Annotated in this window: 11 protein-coding genes and 1 rRNA gene; all 12 read left to right on the forward strand. The window is 26.7% G+C overall.

Going from position 1 to position 18,828, the window contains the following annotated elements; translation table 11 throughout:
• Positions 1–182 precede the first annotated feature (182 nt).
• The 12 genes from rrf to BLP75_RS08405 all read left to right on the forward strand — a co-directional run bounded on the left by rrf (position 183) and on the right by BLP75_RS08405 (position 18,772).
• Positions 183–299 (forward strand): 5S ribosomal RNA (gene rrf, locus BLP75_RS08350).
• Between the two features lie 95 nt (positions 300–394).
• Positions 395–847, forward strand: coding sequence for a hypothetical protein (locus BLP75_RS08355; protein ID WP_092725269.1), 453 nt, complete (start codon positions 395–397; stop codon positions 845–847).
• 50 nt (positions 848–897) lie between these two features.
• Positions 898–1,080, forward strand: coding sequence for a hypothetical protein (locus BLP75_RS08360; RefSeq protein WP_092725270.1), 183 nt, complete (start codon positions 898–900; stop codon positions 1,078–1,080).
• 154 nt (positions 1,081–1,234) lie between these two features.
• A complete protein-coding gene (locus tag BLP75_RS08365) occupies positions 1,235–3,124 on the forward strand; it encodes a hypothetical protein (protein WP_092725271.1) in 1,890 nt (629 codons plus the stop codon).
• A gap of 1 nt (position 3,125) precedes the next feature.
• Entirely contained in the window at positions 3,126–5,348 is a 2,223-nt protein-coding gene (locus BLP75_RS08370) for an ATP-dependent helicase (RefSeq protein WP_092725272.1), read from the forward strand.
• Complete coding sequence (locus tag BLP75_RS08375; protein WP_092725273.1) at positions 5,341–6,120, forward strand: PD-(D/E)XK nuclease family protein; 780 nt, start codon at positions 5,341–5,343, stop codon at positions 6,118–6,120. The genes BLP75_RS08370 and BLP75_RS08375 overlap by 8 nt, the downstream gene beginning before the upstream one ends.
• Positions 6,110–9,562: a helicase-exonuclease AddAB subunit AddB gene (gene addB / locus BLP75_RS08380; protein WP_092725274.1), complete on the forward strand. Its 3,453-nt coding sequence runs from the start codon at positions 6,110–6,112 to the stop codon at positions 9,560–9,562. Before BLP75_RS08375 ends, addB begins: the two co-directional genes overlap by 11 nt.
• Positions 9,562–13,332, forward strand: a complete 3,771-nt coding sequence (gene addA, locus BLP75_RS08385; RefSeq protein ID WP_092725276.1) for a helicase-exonuclease AddAB subunit AddA — start codon at positions 9,562–9,564, stop codon at positions 13,330–13,332. Before addB ends, addA begins: the two co-directional genes overlap by 1 nt.
• A 299-nt stretch (positions 13,333–13,631) precedes the next feature.
• A complete protein-coding gene (locus tag BLP75_RS08390; RefSeq protein ID WP_092725277.1) occupies positions 13,632–15,395 on the forward strand; it encodes a cache domain-containing sensor histidine kinase in 1,764 nt (587 codons plus the stop codon).
• An 11-nt stretch (positions 15,396–15,406) separates the two neighbouring features.
• On the forward strand, positions 15,407–16,162 hold the full coding sequence (locus tag BLP75_RS08395) for a response regulator transcription factor (protein WP_092725280.1): 756 nt from the start codon (positions 15,407–15,409) through the stop codon (positions 16,160–16,162).
• A 193-nt stretch (positions 16,163–16,355) separates the two neighbouring features.
• Complete coding sequence (locus tag BLP75_RS08400; protein WP_170139052.1) at positions 16,356–17,447, forward strand: BMP family lipoprotein; 1,092 nt, start codon at positions 16,356–16,358, stop codon at positions 17,445–17,447.
• A 20-nt stretch (positions 17,448–17,467) separates the two neighbouring features.
• Entirely contained in the window at positions 17,468–18,772 is a 1,305-nt protein-coding gene (locus BLP75_RS08405) for a pyrimidine-nucleoside phosphorylase (protein WP_092725283.1), read from the forward strand.
• The last annotated feature ends 56 nt before the right edge of the window (positions 18,773–18,828 follow it).

Genomic DNA, 18,828 nt, shown 5'->3' on the forward strand with positions numbered 1-18,828 from the left:
AGTAATGTATTTAGCTTATCGATACTAATAGGTCGAGGACTTGACCAATAATAAAATGATGAACTTTGAGCAACGGATATAGCTGAAGCGAGAGCGAAGATATATCGTTGGCGAAATGAACGAAGTGAATTTTTCTAAATGATATACAGTTTTCAGAGTACTAACTCTAAAAATAAAGATTATGTGGTTATTATAGCAAAGAGGATACACCTGTTCCCATTCCGAACACAGAAGTTAAGCTCTTTAGCGCTGATGGTACTTGGGGGGCGACCCCCTGGGAGAGTAAGACGTAGCCACGTAATCTTTTTTTATTGCAAATTTTGATAAATATAATTTCAATCACCTTTTTCCTTTGATTAAAATATAATAAAATAAAGGAATTTGGGGTGAGCACATGCAAAAAGCATTTAATGTAGGAGAAAGATTATTCTTTGACGTATTAATTATATGCCTTATTTCATTTGTATATTTTAAAACAGTGCCTATGAATAATATAACCTTTTTTATAGGTAGTATAATGTGTTTAATATATTTTGGAATAAATTTTTATATGGGATATAAAAATAATTTAAAAGCATCAGAAGCATTAATTGTTGGAATTATGGGATGTGGAGTAGGTTTATTTCTATCCTTTTTTGCAATTTATGTGCAAGTTGTGTTAAACTGTCCAAATACTGCAGTTTGGATCTTAATGCCGTATTTTATTTCAACAATACCAATTATTGATTTTTTTAATAAAGATTTAACCATTTTATATGCATTTCAAATAATGTTAATTAATATATTGTTGGTTATATCTGGATCATTTATTAAAAATATAGTGAATAGATTAATCAATAAGTCTTAATACTTATAATATGGTATAAAACTAGGTATTAAGAATGGATTGGTGATTATATGTATGAAGTACAAATGAGATATATTGATTTTGAAATCAATAAAAGTCCTTTTAGTTTTAGATGTGAAAAATTTAATATAAGAAATAACTATTATAGATTTGAAAATGTATTTATTGATAATTTTATAATAAGTTATTTAGAAGTTAATGATGAAGATATAGCTTTGATAAAAATAAATTAAGCAGCCCCAAAGGGCTGCATTTTTGTATTAAAAAATCAATATAATCATTATGATATAATCATAATAAGGGCATCAATAAATATATAACAATTAAACTTACATATAATAATTTTATATTTATAAATATATATAAATTGAAGTAGAAAGGGTAAATATGAAAAAATTATTTAATGAAACAAATAATAAGAATAAGTTCTCTAAAGTTTTAAACTTGTATCAACAGTTATTAATAGATAATAACTTTAGATCTAAAAATATAATGCTTTTAGTACCTAATAATGCAACAAAATTAAACTATGAAAGTAAAATCGATTTTAAGTTTAGTGAAGAGTTAAATATAACTACATATGCTAGTTTTATAAAAAAAGAATTAGTGAAATTTTGGCCTATAGTTTTTGATAAGTGCAATAAAATAAAGAAAGAAGTGGTATCGCCTGCGTTTATATCAAGTAGTTTAACTGACTATATACTAAGCAATAATATAAAGCAAAAAAGAAATTTAGAAGGATATTTTGAAGATTTAACTTGTACAAACAAAAATATATCAATGAGTATAAGTACTAATATAAATAAAGCAGCTTTAAGTTTAATAGACTTCAATACAATAGGAGAAAAAATTTATTTATCAAAGAAAAATAGAGATAGTATAATGAGATTTTCCTACAGCCAAATGAATGAAATAATAAATTATTATATAAATACTTTACTACACAATGCAATGCTAGATAATTCTTTGAGTATTTATTTATATAATAAATATCTTTTACAAGATGAAGAATATAGAGAATACCTAAAATTACAAATCGAATATTTAGTGGTAGAAAGTTTAGAAAGTTGCTCAACAGCAGAAGTAGATTTTATAAATTTAGTTCAAGGTTATTCAAAAGACACTTATTTATTCTTTAACAAAACAAGAGATTATTCTGTTTTTAACAATATAGATATGGAATATATACAAGAGAATCTAATAAGTAAATATGAAGAAGATATGAACATAGTAAAAAATAATATAGAAATTGAGGATTTATACTCACTAGATGTTAAATTAGAATTAAATGATTCAAGTCAATTATATGGTGAGATGATAGATGAAGTATCAAATAAGATTATAAATCTTTATGAAAAAGGTATAAATTTGAATGATATAGCCATTATATCTCCTATAAATAACACTATATTAGATTATCAAATAACTAATAAATTAAAAGATAATAATATAAATGTGTTTAATGTGAAGAAAGATAGAAAAATAATCGATTACCCATACTCGAATGCACTTTTAGTAGCAACCTGTATTTTTTATGAATACATGCAATATATAAAGGAAGAAGAGTATATAAGTTTTATAGAAATACTTTTAAATGTAAATAGAGTAAAAGCATTTAAGATATATAAGAACAAAGAAGAAAATGAAGATCTAAAGGAACTTATAGATTATATAGAAAATAAAAGATCTAAAGGATTAAAGATAAGTGAGTTCTTAATTCAATTTTACATAGATAAAATGCTTAATTTAAAATATGGTAGAGAAAACGTAAATATATGCAAAAATATAATACATGAAAGTGATGTTTTTACCGATAATATTTCTAAATTAGGACTAGATTATGAAAAAGAGAAAGAGCAAATATTTATTGAGGCATTAAAAAGTTCAATAAATGATTATTATGCTGTAGCAGAGTTGCAACAATTAAATGATGCAAATCAAGTAGTTATATCTACTCCGTATTCATATATATCATATAATATGGATAGACCGATTCAGATTTGGGTGGATATAGGTAGTAATTCATGGAATATGAAGATTGAAAAAGATATAAGTAATGTTATAGTACTTAGGAAATCATTTAAAGAAAATAGAATATATACAGATACAATGGAAGAACAGTATAAAAAGTATTATTTATATAATATGGTCTATAATTTACTTTTAGGAGCAAAAACTGTATATGCATATAAAAGTGAATATACAGTTAACGGATATATACAAGAAAGTATCTTGTACAGTTTGATATTAAAGATGTTAGATAAAGGGGACAAGTAGTATGGCGAAAATAAACTATAGAGAAGACCAATTACCTATAATATCATATGAAAGTGGAACTATGGCAGTTCCAGCAGTTCCTGGTGCTGGTAAAACTTTTATAGTTACTAATTTAGTAGCAAAACTACTAAGAGAAAAAAAGCATGGTAATTCAAAAATATTAATACTTACCTATATGAATAGTGCTGTAAATAATTTTAAAGGACGAATAAAAAGTATATTACAAGAAGAAGGAATAAAAGAAGAAAATTCATATGAAGTTATGACTATACATAGCTTAGCAGTAAAAATAATCAAAGAAAAGCCTGAAGTAGTTATGTTAAATGAAGAGTTTAGTATTGCAGATGACTTGCAAAAAAATATTATACTAAATGAATGTATATATAAATTTAGAATGAATGGTGGAGAACGAGCTTTTCAATGGTTTTTAAAAGAGCAAAAAGATGGTGAGTGGCGAGATAGGATGGTAGATGCTTGGGAAAATGGATTCTATGATCTTATAGGAAACGCAATAGGAGATTTAAAGTATAAGGAAATTTCTCCAGAACAATTAGAAGATATTGTATCAGTAGGATATAAAGGAATATTAAAAATAGTACTACCTATCTATAAGGAATATGATAGAAAGCTTAAACAAAATGGTCTATTAGATTATGATGATATTTTGATACTTGCATATAGGGCATTAAGAGTAGATGAGAATTTAAGAGCTAAGTTTCAAAATAAATATAAATATATATTTGAAGATGAGTGCCAAGATTCAAATGAAATACAAGGTAAAATTATTAAATTGATATGTCAAGAAAGTAATAACTTAGTTAGAGTTGGCGATATAAATCAAAGTATAACAGGTACATTTTCATCATCAGATCCTAAGTTCTTTAAAGAATTTATAATGGAAGCTGATAACTGCTATAGAATGGATATGTCAAATAGAAGTTCAAAAGATATATTAGATTTAGCCAATAGGTTAGTGAGATATGTAACCAGTGAATTTAAACAAACAGAATGCAGAGATGCTTTGGAAGATATGGAAATTAGAACTGTTCCAAATGGAATGGGGTACAAAGAAAATCCAAACCCTGATGTATATAGCATAAATACAAAAAGATATCAAACGTGGTCAGATGAATTAAAGATGACTATCAGATATATAAAAGGAATAAAGAAAAAATACCCAGATAAGAGTATAGGGATCTTAGTACCGTTTAATGATCAAATAACCCAAGTAGCAAAAGAGTTAATGGAAGAAGGTATGGATTTTGAAGAACTAGGTCCAAATGCATTAAGTAAAAGGAAGATATTGAATTATTTATCTTATATAATTGATTTTTTAATAAACTGCGATGATATTGAAAAACTTATAGAGGTATTAGATAAAGTATTTATTCATAGTGATAATGAACAAGGTAAGAGTGATTTTATAGCAATACTTAGAAAATATACTGTTGAAGATTTAGTTTATGATAATGAGAAAATTAAAGATATAATAATAGATATTCATAGTGATGTTTATAAAGGTTTTTTAGAAGGTATAACTACTTTAAAAGAAATATTAGAGTTTTCTACAGTAAGATTAGATGTATTACTATTATTTATAGGTGATAAGTTGAACTTAGAAAAAGAGGATAAATCGATAGTTAACTATCTATCTTTTTATGTAAAATTTATATCAAGCGATAATATAAATACAAATCTAATTGATATATACAATTTATTATCTAATAATAAAAATAAAGTTTTTAACCATATAATTGAGGTTGCATACGAAATGAATGGCTATGAACCTGAACCAGGAAGTATAACTGTTTGTAACTATCATAAATCAAAAGGGTTAGAGTGGGATTGTGTGTTTTTATTAGGTTTAGTAGAATTTAATTTTCCAGATAATATAAATCAAAAATTCCAAAGTGATAAATGGTATTTAAAAGATAAATACAAAAACCCAGTAGCTGTGGTTAAATCAGAAATAGAAGCTATTTTTACAGGCGAGATACCTATGAATTATATGTATAAAAGCAAAATAGATTTAATAAATGAAAAAATTAGATTATTATATGTTGGAATTACTAGAGCAAAAGAAATGCTTATATTATCATGTAGTGCATATAAAGATAAAAGTGATATAGGAAAGAAAAATAAAGAACAAAGACCGTGTATATATATAAATGAGATTGAAAGATATATAAATCAAAAGAAAAAGGATGTAAATAATAATGCATAAAAATTTAGAGAAATTTAAATATAGTCAAAACTCTATAAATACATATAAATCATGTCCTTTAAAATTTAAATACAAATATATTGAAAAAATAAATTGGAAACATGATGATTTAGAAAGCAGGCAATATTATGAAAGTCTTAAAACAGGTACTGAATTTCATTTATTATGTGAAAGATATTTTAGTAATATACCATTAGGCATAAATTCAAATACTAATTTAAACTTTATAAGATGGATAGAAAAAGTTAAAAAATTAGTACCTATAATACATGAAAATATATACTTACCAGAATATGAAGTTAGATATAATTTAAATGGAAATACAATAATAGCTAAATATGATTTATTAATAATAAAAGAAAATAGTATTGAAATTTGGGATTGGAAGACTGAAAATAAAAAAATAGATTATAAAAATGTTGAAAGTAGAATACAGACTATAGTTTATATGTTTTTAGCAAAAGAAGTAGTTACTAAATTATTTAATTTAAGTATAGAGTTCAAAAATATAAAGATGAAGTATTATCAACCTGAATTTGATGAAGAAGAAATAACCATTTTATATAGTGAAGAAAAGTATAATCAAAGTAGAAATAAAATAATTTCATATATAGATACTATTAATTATACTAAGTATGATGAAAATCAAAAAAAATATAAATATGAATTAGTTAAAAACAAAAAGCATTGCACATATTGTGAATTTAATAAGTTATGTAATAACCAAGACATAGACTACAGTATTTTAGAGGAGGAAGTTTATGGGTGTTAAGTTTATATTAGGTAGAGGAGGTAGTGGAAAATCTACTTACATACTTAATGAAATAAAAAAAAGAGTACAAGATAATGAAACATCTCCTGTTATACTCCTAGTACCAGAACAGTATACATTTGAGATGGAAAAAAGAATGAGTAAACTTTTTTTAGGTGAACAAAAAGATAAATATTTAAGAGCTAGAGTTTTAAGTTTTAAAACTATGAGTAGTATAGTTTTTTCTCATGTAGGTGGGTTAACCGATGTTAATATAAACTCAAGTGGTAAGGCTATGATGACTTACAGAGCAATAGAAAAAGTAAGTGATAATTTAGATATATTCTCAAAATCTGCATCTCAATCTGGCTTTGTAAGCTCTATATCTGATATGATTTCAGAATTTAAGCAGTACAATATTAGTGCTGAAATGCTAGAACATATATCTTCTGATGTACATAGTGAGACTTTGAGTTTAAAGTTAAAGGATGTAAGTAAAATATATAAGGAATTTGAAGATCAGTTGCATGAAAATTATGTTGATTCTCAAGATATGCTAAAATCATTAGCAGATAAATTAAGTTTATGTGATTATTTTAATGATGCATATATTTATATAGATGAGTTTACAGGTTTTACACCAAATCAGTATAGAGCTTTAAATAGCATATTTCATAAAGCAAAAGAAGTAAGTATATCTTTAACCGTAGATAATCCTATGAATATAAGTTATAACAAAGCAGATGCATTTTCAAGGACAAAATTTACATATCAAAAACTAGTAAAGTTATGTAATGAAGAAGGTGTAAAATTATATCCTTCAGTAAATTTAAATAGTGATGTTATACCAAGATTTAAAGATAGTGAAGAACTTCAGCATTTAGAAAAATATTATCATTCATATCCCTATAAAGTTTATGATAAGCCAACTAAAAATATAAAAATAAAAGAATTTAATAATTTATATTCAGAAGTTGAAGAAATAGCTAAGGAGATAGTAAGTTTAGTTAGAGATAAAAATGTTAGATATAGAGATATAACTATAACCACAAGAGATTTAAATAAATATGACTTTTTAGTCCATTCTATATTTAATGAATATGAAATACCAAACTTTATAGATAAAAAAAGAGAAGCTAAAAGTAATCCAATAATAGTACTTATAATATCAGCCTTAGAGATGAGAAATAGAAGATATAGTTATGAAACTATGTTTAGATATTTAAAAAGCGGACTTATAGGCATAAGCAATGAGGATATAAGTTTATTAGAAAACTATGTTCTAGCGAATGGAATAAAGGGTAAAAAATGGTTTGAAGAAACATGGGAATACAGAATAAACCACAATATCTCAGCCGAAGAAAAAGAAGAAGAAGTCCAAATAAGAAATAGAGTAAATGAAATAAAAAATAGAGTGTTGCAACCTATAATAAAATTACAAGAAAAAATAGTTGGAAAGAATAAAGTAAAAGATATTTGCACATATATATATGAATTTTTAATAGATATAGATATGCCATCAACTATAGAAAATTTAATAATGAGCTTTAAAGATAAAGGTGAGTTAGACGTAGCAAATCAGTATTCTCAAGTATGGAATATAGTTGTAGATATATTTGATCAAATGGTTGAAATAATGGGTGAAGAAAAAGTATCCTTAGATAAATTTATTAAACTTATAAGTTTAGGATTTGATGAATATGAATTAGGACTAGTTCCTCCTAGTATCGATCAGGTACTTGTAAGTAGTGTAGATAGGGTTAAAAATCCTAATACAAAATATTTGTATTTAATAGGAACAACTGATGGAACCTTTCCACTTATAGCAAAGGACAGTGGTTTGTTAAGTGATAGCGATAGGGAAAACTTAGGCAAAAATGGTGTAGAAGTTGATATAGATAGTAAGACTAAAACATTTGAAGAACAATATTTAGTTTATAAAGCATTAACATCAACAAGTGAAAATTTAATAGTTACATACCCAATTGCTGATCATGAAGGAAAAACAGTTAGACCTTCAGTGATTATATCAAGGCTTAAAAAAATATTCCCAAATATTGATAATCAAAGTTATTTAGTAGATATAGAAGCTAAGACAGATGAAGAAATAATAAATAAGATAACTGTCAAATCTCCAACATTTAATGAATTAATAAAAGAAATAAAAGAATGCGATGATGGAAAAGAAATAAATAATATTTGGCTAGATGTATATAGATATTATTTAAATGATAATGAGTATAGTGATATAGCTAAAAAAGTAATAAGTGGATTAAATTATACTAATCAAGTTCAAAGGGTAGAGGAACAAAAAATAAGAAGTTTATATGACACTAACTTAAGTGTATCTAGATTAGAACGATATGCTCAATGTCCATTTGCATATTTTATTCAATATGGTCTAAAAGCTAAAGAAAGGAAAGAATATTCTTTTACTGCTCCAGATTTAGGGACATTTATACATAATATTTTGGATAGATTCTCAAAGCAACTAATTATAGATAGTTTAGATTGGAGAGATATAGATTATAATTACATCTCAGATAGAGTGTCACAAATAGTAGATGATATAGTAGGGAAAATACCTGGATATATATTAGAGAGTTCAGAAAGATATAAGTATTTAGCATATAGATTAAAAAATATGCTTATATCAGCGATAAGTATAATTAGTGAACAAATAAAACAGGGTGAATTTGAGCCAGTGGATTATGAAGTTGACTTTGGAGTAAATGGTAAATATCCTCCTATAAAGATAATTTTACAAAGTGGAGAAGAAATAAATCTAAGAGGACAAATTGATAGGATAGATGAGTATGATAGCGAAAATGGAAAATATATAAGAATAATAGACTATAAATCTGGAAAAAAAGATTTAAGTTTAACTGACATTTATCATGGACTTCAGTTGCAACTATTAGTATATTTAGACGCTATACTAGAAAGTGGAGCCCTAAGAGGTGAAGATGTAAATCCAGCCGCAATATTATACTCTAGAATTGATGATCCAATAGCTAAGTTTGATGAAAATAAAGATGACGAAGACATAAGAGAAGACATATTAAAAAGCTTAAAGATGCAGGGTCTTTTAATTAAGGACTCAGATATAATTAAACAAATGGACAAGTCATTAGCAACAGGTGAAAGAAGTACATCATTAATAATACCTGCAAACTTAAATAAAGATGGAACACTAGGCAGATATACTAAAGGTGTTACTAAAGAAGAATTTGATATTATAAGAAAATATGTTAAAGGTATTATAAAAGATATATGTGAAGACATGCTTGGTGGAAACATAAGTATATCACCGTACAAAAATAAAGATCAGAACTCTTGTGCCTTTTGTAATTATTCAGCTATATGCCAATTTGATACTACTTTAAAAGATAATAAATATAAAATTATAAATAAAAAAAGTGACGATGATATAATAACTCAAATGAGAGAAGAGGTGAAATAATGAGTTCTCCTAAATGGACAGATGAACAACAAGCAGTTATAGATAGTAGAAACTGCAATTTATTAGTAGCGGCAGCGGCAGGATCGGGAAAAACTGCTGTACTAGTTGAGCGTATAATACAGATGATAACAGATAAAGATGATCCTATAGATATAGATAAATTACTTGTAGTCACTTTTACAAATGCAGCAGCATCAGAAATGAGAGAAAGAGTAGGAGATGCCATAGGTAAAGCATTAGATAAGGATCCAGAAAATAAGCATCTTCAAAGTCAACTAATACTTTTAAATAAAGCAAGTATTACAACAATACACTCATTTTGTTTAGAAGTAATAAAATCAAACTTTCATAAAATAAACTTAGATCCTAACTTTAGGATAGGAGATACAACAGAGTGTACATTGCTAAAACAAGAAGCCATAGAAGATGTTTTTGAGCAATTATATGTAGATAGAGATAAGGGATTTTTAAATTTAGTAGAAAGCTATGCTGAAAAAAGAGGAGATAATAATTTACAAGAAATTATATTAAGTATATATAATTTCGCAATGGCATCACCAGATCCTAAACAATGGTTAGAATTTTCATCAGAGTTGTTTAACATAGATGATAGCTTTGAGTTTTCAAGTTCTATATGGGCAGAATCCATACTTGAAACAGTAAAAATAGAAATTAGTGGTATGGAAGTAAGTATGGCAAAAGCTTTAGAAGAATTAGAAGGTATAGAAGAGCTTGAAACGTATACAGATAAATTTAAAAGTGATTACAGTGGAATAAAAAGAATTTTAAATGGCTGTAATGAATCTTGGGATAAAGCTTTTGAGGCAATGTTATCAATGAAGTTTGAAAACTATGTAAAAGGAGTAAAAAGATTAGCAAAAGATACTCCATCTTATATAAGAGATATAAAAGATAGAGCTGATGATATTAGAAAGAAAGTAAAAAAATCAGTAGAGGACATGAAAGATTCTACATTTAGCCAAGAAACTGGTGAAATTAAGGATCAAATAAGATATTTATATCAAGTTGTTAAATCTATTTCTGAAGTGGTAATAAAATTTGAAGAAGCATATGATGCAAGAAAACGAGAAAAAGGAATAATTGACTTTAATGATATAGAACATTTTGCACTTAAAATATTGACTACAAAAGATGAAGAGGGTAAAGATATACCATCCGATATTGCATTAACTTATAGAGAGAAGTTTTATGAAATATTTATAGATGAATATCAAGATAGTAATTTAGTACAAGAAGTTTTACTTAGTACTATAGCTAAAATAAAAACACCAAATAGATTCATGGTTGGAGATGTAAAGCAAAGTATTTATAGATTTAGACAAGCAAAACCTGAAATATTCTTACAAAAATATGCTAATTATGAAACTGAAAAAGGATGTTTATATAGAAAAATAATGCTATATAAAAATTTTAGAAGTAGAGAAGAAGTTGTAGATTGTGCAAACTATATATTTGAAAATGTAATGAGTAAAAATATAGGAGAAATAGAATACACAGAAGAAGAAAGATTAAATCTAGGAGCGGTATTCAAAGATAATACTAATGAAGAAGCTATTATAGGCGGACCATCTGAAATACATATAATGCAAACTAAGGCTAAGTCAAAAGATGTAGAAAAGAGTGAAGAAAAAGAACATGATGAAAATGAAGAACAAGAGGAAATAGACAATATACAACTTGAAGCTAGAATGGTAGGAAAAATAATTAAGGATTTAAGAACTCCTAACGAAAATGGACAAGTTCAAATGATTTATGATAAAAAAATGGATGATTATAGACCTGTTCAATTTAAAGATATTGTAATATTGCTTAGAGCAACTTCTGTATGGGCGCCGGTATTTGCTGATGAGCTTATGAATATGGATATACCTACTTATGCAGATATAGGTGTAGGATATTTTGATACGATAGAAATAAAAACTATAATGAGTTTAATACAAGTTATAGATAATCCAATGCAAGATATACCTCTTTTAGCAGTATTAAAATCTCCTATATGTGGCTTTACACCAGAAGATTTAATAGATATCAGAGTAGAAGATGGTCATAAAAGTTTTTATGAGGCTTTAGAGATGTTTAGCCAATATGAAGATGAAAGAGGCAAAAAATGCTTTGAATTTATACAAAGGCTAAATGACTATAAAGAAAAATCTTTATATATGAGTACAGACGAGTTTTTATGGTATCTGTATACCAAAACAGGATATTATGCTTATGTAGGAGCTCTTCCTGGTGGATCACAAAGGCAAGCTAATTTAAAAATTTTGTTTGAAAGAGCAAAACAATTTGAAGAAACAAGTTTTAAGGGGATATTTAATTTTATTAACTTTGTAAGTAAATTGAAAAAATCTAATACAGATATGGGGAGTGCAAAAACTCTTGGAGAAAATGCTGACGTAGTTAGAATTATGAGTATACATAAAAGTAAGGGATTAGAATTCCCAGTTGTAATATGTTCTGGTATGGGAAAAAATTTCAACACTCAAGATTTTAAAAAAAATATCTTATACCATCATAATTTAGGATATGGACCTCAAATAGTTGATTATGAGAGAAAAATATCTTATCCAAGTATAGCTAAAGAAGCATTAAAGAGTAAAATAAATATAGAAAATCTATCAGAAGAAATGAGAGTTTTATATGTTGCATTTACCAGACCCAAAGAAAAGCTTATAATAACAGGTTCTACGAGAAACATAGAAAAAAGTCTAAGAACTTGGGAAAATGGTGTTGAAGGAAATAAGCCAATATCACAATATAAGGTATTAAAAGGTAAAACATTTTTAGATTGGATAATGCCATCTGTGTTAAAACATAAAGATTTAGAAAATCTAAGAGAAGCAGCTGAAATAGATTTAGATAGCATTGATAATCATAAATCAAAATGGTTAGGTAAGCTTTGGTTTAAAGAAGATGTTATACTAGAAGCAAAAGAAGAAGAGGAAAAAGAGAATATAAGTGATGTATTATTAAATATTAATCTAGAACAGCCTGATACACAGTACTACGATGTAATCAAAGATAAATTGGATTTTAAATATCCTTGTCAAGCTTGTATTACAAAACCGGCAAGTATATCAGTTACAGAAATAAAAAAAATTCAGAATGCTCATGAAGAGGATGATTCTTCAGCTAATATGTTTAATAATAATCAAATAACATTGAAAAAACCTCTATTTATGCAAGAAAGTGAAGATAAAGAAAAAATTACTGGAGCTGAAAGAGGTACGATTATTCACTTAATAATGGAAATTATTGATTTTAATAAGATAAACACAATAGATGAAATAAAAGAACAAATAAATTCATTTATTAAAAAAGAAATAATTACTGAAAAACAAGCAACAGTAGTCAATCCATTTAAAATATATAAATTTTTTAAATCTGGTTTAGGAAAGAGAATGTTAGCAGCTAAGTTTATAAAGAGAGAGCAAGCTATATATACTCAGATAAAACTAAAAGATGTATATGTTTATGAAGACTTAGTTATGGATGAGAATAGTGAAATGTATGATGATGAAAGTATTATGCTTAGAGGTATTATAGATGCATACTTTGAAGAGGATGATAAATTAGTTTTAGTTGATTACAAAACAGACTTTGTAAATGATGAAAATAAAGAAGAAGTTGTAAATAGATATAAAAAACAATTAGATTTATATTGCGATGTATTAAAAGAGCTTACAGGTAAGGAAGTAAAAGAAAAATATATTTATTTATTTGGTATAGATGAAGATATTTCAATATAATAACATATAAAGGAATTTAATATACTAAAAGCTATAAATAGCTATTGTTATTAGTTTTAATGTATATAAATTAGAGAATAAAAAAGCATGGGACTTATAAATTATCCTATGCTTTTTTATATTCAAATAAAAGATAATGCAATAAAAATATTAAAAAAATGTTAAAAATAATAATTTTATTTAATTAAAAATTACAAAATAATACAAAAACTATTAAATGCTATTACTATTTTAGATTGATTTTAAAAAAATAATAGATTAAAATTATAAATTAGACACTATATTTGTTAAATAGGGAGATGGTAAATATAAAGTTAGAGAAGAAAAGCATAACATATAAATTGTTTTTAGTATTATTTGGACTTTCAGCGTCGGTTTCTATGATATTAGGCATATGGTTTATAAACGATACTAATAGGACTATAGAAACTGAAATGTATAATATGAGCAGTCAAACGTTAAATCAAATTAGCAATAATATATCCATACTATTATCAAATGTAGAAAGTATAGCAAAAAGAATTTCTATAGATAGTAAACTCATAGAAATTTTATCTATACCTAAAGATGAACTAAAAAATTATGAATCTGAAAAGAAAAATATGAATTCGTATGCTGAAGGACTTTTAACCGATGAAGTCTGGAAATATGGAAATTTTAATATGAAACCTGAACTCTATGTGTTAGGTGAAAATGGGTTAGTTTATGATACCTACTCAAAAACTAAATACACTATGGAAGATATAAAACAAAATAATTGGTATGAGAAAATTGTTAAGGCTGATGGAAAAACTATATTAATAAACACATATAAAGATGATAATGCAGTAGGGCCTTATAAATGTGTTTTTAAGATGGGAAGATTAATCAAAGATTTGTTCACAGGAAAACCTTTGGGAGTGTTGATTATAGATATAAGTGAAACTATTTTATATGATAGATATTCAGAAGTATTAACAGAAGGAAGCTGTATCTATATTGTTGATGAAGAAGGCAATATAATATCAACAAAAGATAAAAGACTTATTGGTACAAATTATGGTTTAGGGATAAAAAATACAAATCATCTATTAAATAAAAAAAACCACAGAATTACAAGAGATAATGTGAAAAATATGCAAGTAGCCTCAAGGCTTAATGAATATGGATGGGCAATTGTAGAAGAGATACCACTTAGTATTATAAGACAACCTGTAGAAGCTTTAACAGAAAAAGCGATATTGGTTCTTCTATTAGTAAGTATAGTATCTATAATAGTGTCTTATAGATTATCCGTTGGAATAACAAAGCCAATACTAAATATCAAAAATAGTATGAATGAAGTAATGGAAGGAAATTTAAATACAAAAATTATTGATGAACGTTTCGATGAAATAGGTCAATTAGAAAAGTCATTTAATGGCATGGTAAGCTGGCTAGAAGAATCTATACAAGAAATAAAAAATCAAGAAAAGCAAAAAAGAACTGCTGAATTAAGTTTTTTACAAGCTCAGATAAATCCTCATTTTCTTTATAACACATTAAGTGGAATAAGATTTTTAGTATCTATGAACAAAACAGAAGAAGCGGAAGAAATGCTTTATAGGTTTACAAAATTACTTAGAAGCTTATTACCAAAAGCAAGTGAAATGATTAGGCTGGAAGAAGAAATAGAAAACATAAAAAATTACACAGAACTTCAAAAACTTAGATATCCAGATTGCTTTGAAGTTGTATATGATATAGATCCTGAAATTAATGATTTTGAAGTTCCATCATTCATATTACAACCAATAGTAGAAAATGCTATTTTATATAGTATGGAAAAGGAAGATAACCTAGGCGAAATAAGCGTTTCAGGATATAAGCAAAAAGGTTGTATAAAGATTGTTATAGAAGACAATGGAATTGGAATGTCAAGAAATAAATTAGAAACAGTGTTAAATAAGGAAGCTAGCATAAATAGAGTCGGTTTAATAAATGTTCAAGAAAGAATTCAATTAAATTATGGATCAAATTATGGACTAAAGATAGAAAGTGCAGAAGGAGAAGGAAGTAAAATTACATTTATACTGCCAAATTAGGGGGAATTAATATGTTAAATATATTAATAGTAGAAGATGAAGCTCCAATAAGAGATTGGGTTGTGTACACAATTTCAAATATATCAAAAGAGTTTAATGTGTTGGCAAGTGCATCTAATGGAAAAGAAGCATATGATTTAGCAATAAAGCTTAAGCCACAAGTCATAATCAGTGATATAAAAATGCCGATAATGGATGGTATAGAACTAACAAAGCAAATAAAAAAAATTATGCCTGAGACTATAGTAGTTCTGCTAACTAATTATGCAGAGTTTTCATACGCAAAACAAGCAATTAGTTGCGGCGTATACGAATACTTAGTAAAATCTGAAATCAGACCAAAAGAACTAAAAGAATTATTAGAAGGTATAAATAAAAATATTAAATTTGAAAATCAGGAACAACTATTTGTAGATAAAATAGGAGAAAAGAATATTCAAACCAATAGCAAAGTTTATTCAAAGGCTATAGAAAAAGCTATGAAATATATTGATTCAAACTATAAAGAGCATATTTCATTAGGAAGTATATCTAAATATGTATATTTGTCGCCAGAGTATTTTTCACGCCTTTTTAAGGAAGAAGTAGGAGAAAATTTTATAACATATTTAACTTTATATAGAATGAAAAAAGCTGAATATCTTATAAAGAACACTGATATGAAGATTTCTCAAATTTCAAATGAAGTAGGATATTCAAATTCAGGATATTTTTCTAAATCATATAAAAAGTATAAAGGTGTTTCTCCTGATGAAGATAGATATTAAAATCAATATATTTCACAAATGTCAAAAAATTACCTTAGAGATAACTCTTTTAAGAAATATACATCAATATTATTGAGAGAGTTATCAATATAATTCATAGAAAGAAAACGTTTTATTTAATATAATGTTAGTAAAGTAGAAAGAAAAAATTGACGAAAGCTGCTTTACTATGAAGAAACATAGGGGGCACAATATGTTGAGTCATTACAAAAAAATAGCTACGATAATTTTAATTTCGATAATAGCTGTATTTATAATAACAAGTTCTACTAAATACAATGAAGTAACGTTAAATAATTTATTTACAAATTCCACATCTGAAAATAAAAAGGTGGCTATAATCTTTAGCACACCCGGATTAGGTGATAAGTCATTTAATGATTTATGTTACGATGGTGCATTAAAGGCTCAAGAAGAGTTAGGTGTTGAATTTGATTATTCAGAACCTAAATCTGAAGATGATTATGAGAAAATCTGTAGAGAATATGCACAAAGCCAAAATTATGAATTGATAATTTCAATTGGACTAGATCATGAAGCATCTGTTAGTAAGGTTTCAAAAGAATTTCTAGATCAGAAATTTTCAATAATAGACTCTAAAATAGAATTACCAAATGTAAGCTCAATTTATACAAATTGGCCCGAGCAAACATTTTTAAATGGTGTTATGGCTGGTTTGATTACAAAATACGAAAACAATAGTTTAAATAAAAGTAATTCATTAGGTGTAATATTAGGAAGAGATATGCAGCATCTTAATGAAGGCGCAATTGGATTTGAAGCAGGAGCTAAGTATGTAAATCCAGATATAAATATAATAGTAGGTGTTGTAGATGATTTTGCAAATCCAGCAAAAGCAAAAGAGATAGCTCTTTCAATGTATAACAAAGGTGTAAGGTATATACAACACATAGCTGGAGAGTCTGGGCTTGGAGTTTTTGCTGCAGCTAAAGAAGCAGATAAATATGCATTTGGGATAGATGATAATCAAAATTTATTTGAACCAAACCATATAGTATCTACAGCAACAAGATATGCAAATGAAATTGTATACAATGAAATTAAATCTATTACTAATAAGACTTGGAAAGATGGTGTGCATAAATTTGGAATTAAGGAAAACATTATCGGATATACAACAGAGGGTTCAAATGTTGATATACCACCAAGAATAATAGAAGTAGTTGAAGACATCAAAACTCAAATAATAGAAGGAAAAATAAAAATACCTTCAAGTAAGATTGAGTTAGAAAAATGGGTCAAAGAAAATCAATATAAAAATTAAAATATAAGGGAGAGAGTATCATGAGATTATACGATATTATAGCTAAAAAAAGAGATAAAAAGGAATTATCTAAAGAAGAAATAGAATTTTTCATAGAAAAATATACTAATGGTGAAGTACCTGATTATCAAGCATCAGCATTATTAATGGCTATATACTTAAATGGATTTACTAAAGAAGAAACTGCAAATCTTACAATGGCAATGGTAAATTCAGGAGACGTTGTAGATCTTAGTATGATAGAAGGAGTAAAACTTGATAAACATAGTACTGGAGGAGTTGGAGATAAGACATCTCTTATATTAGTTCCTATGGTTGCAGCTGCAGGAGGAAAAGTAGCTAAATTATCAGGTAGAGGACTTGGTCATACAGGGGGAACTCTTGATAAGCTAGAATCAATCCCAGGATTTAATATATCAGTAGAAGAAGATAAATTTATAGATATGGTAAAAAATGCAGGACTAGTTATAGCAGGTCAAACTCAAAACTTAGTTCCAGCAGATAAAAAAATATATGCATTAAGAGATGTTACTGCAACAGTAGACAGTATACCTCTAATAGCAGCAAGTATAATGAGTAAGAAAATAGCATCAGGATCAGATGCAATAGTACTAGATGTTAAATATGGTGAAGGTGCATTTATGAAAACAGCAGAGGATGCTGAAAAATTAGCAACTGCTATGGTTAATATAGGTAAGAGTGTAGGCAGAAATACATCAGCGGCAATAACTTTAAATGGAGAACCATTAGGTTATGCAATAGGAAATGCACTTGAATTAAAAGAAGTTATAGAAGTATTAAAAGGTGAAGGACCAGAAGATTTAAGAGAGTTATGCTTACAATTAGGAGCACAAATGCTTAGATTAGGTAATATAGAAACAGATGTTGAAAAAGGAAGAGCTAAATTAGAAGCGATATTAAAAGATGGAAGTGCATTAGCTAAGTTAAGAGAATTAGTAGTACTTCAAGGTGGAGATCCAAAAGTTATAGATAACTCTGAATTATTTACAATATCACCTTTAACTCATGAAGTTAAAGCTACTAAAGAGGGATATGTATATGAGTTAAATGCTGAAGGTGTTGGAGTATCTTCATTACTTACAGGAGCTGGAAGACATACTAAAGATGATGCATTAGATTATGGAGCAGGTATAATTCTTAAGAAAAAAATGGGAGATTATGTAAAGGTTGGAGATGTATTAGCTACACTATACTCAAGTGATGAAGCTAAGTTTGAAAAAGCAGAGGAAGAATTACAAAAAGCTTATAGCATACAATCTCAAAAGCCAGAAAAGAGCCCAATAATACACAAAATAATAAGATAATAAATAAACGATACTTATAGTTTAAACATAGCTAAAAATCTAAATCATATATTTAA

The sequence above is a fragment of the Romboutsia lituseburensis DSM 797 genome (genome assembly GCF_900103615.1).
GTDB classification, from domain to species: Bacteria; Bacillota; Clostridia; order Peptostreptococcales; family Peptostreptococcaceae; genus Romboutsia_F; species Romboutsia_F lituseburensis.

Excerpts from the sequence above, each read along its gene's own strand:
- BLP75_RS08400 (WP_170139052.1), top strand. The coding sequence starts at position 16,356 with ATGTTGAGTCATTACAAAAAAATAGCTACGATAATTTTAATTTCGATA.
- BLP75_RS08390 (WP_092725277.1), top strand. The coding sequence starts at position 13,632 with ATGGTAAATATAAAGTTAGAGAAGAAAAGCATAACATATAAATTGTTT.
- BLP75_RS08355 (WP_092725269.1), top strand. The coding sequence starts at position 395 with ATGCAAAAAGCATTTAATGTAGGAGAAAGATTATTCTTTGACGTATTA.
- addB (WP_092725274.1), top strand. The coding sequence starts at position 6,110 with ATGGGTGTTAAGTTTATATTAGGTAGAGGAGGTAGTGGAAAATCTACT.
- BLP75_RS08365 (WP_092725271.1), top strand. The coding sequence starts at position 1,235 with ATGAAAAAATTATTTAATGAAACAAATAATAAGAATAAGTTCTCTAAA.
- BLP75_RS08405 (WP_092725283.1), top strand. The coding sequence starts at position 17,468 with ATGAGATTATACGATATTATAGCTAAAAAAAGAGATAAAAAGGAATTA.
- addA (WP_092725276.1), top strand. The coding sequence starts at position 9,562 with ATGAGTTCTCCTAAATGGACAGATGAACAACAAGCAGTTATAGATAGT.
- BLP75_RS08395 (WP_092725280.1), top strand. The coding sequence starts at position 15,407 with ATGTTAAATATATTAATAGTAGAAGATGAAGCTCCAATAAGAGATTGG.
- BLP75_RS08360 (WP_092725270.1), top strand. The coding sequence starts at position 898 with ATGTATGAAGTACAAATGAGATATATTGATTTTGAAATCAATAAAAGT.
- BLP75_RS08375 (WP_092725273.1), top strand. The coding sequence starts at position 5,341 with ATGCATAAAAATTTAGAGAAATTTAAATATAGTCAAAACTCTATAAAT.
- BLP75_RS08370 (WP_092725272.1), top strand. The coding sequence starts at position 3,126 with ATGGCGAAAATAAACTATAGAGAAGACCAATTACCTATAATATCATAT.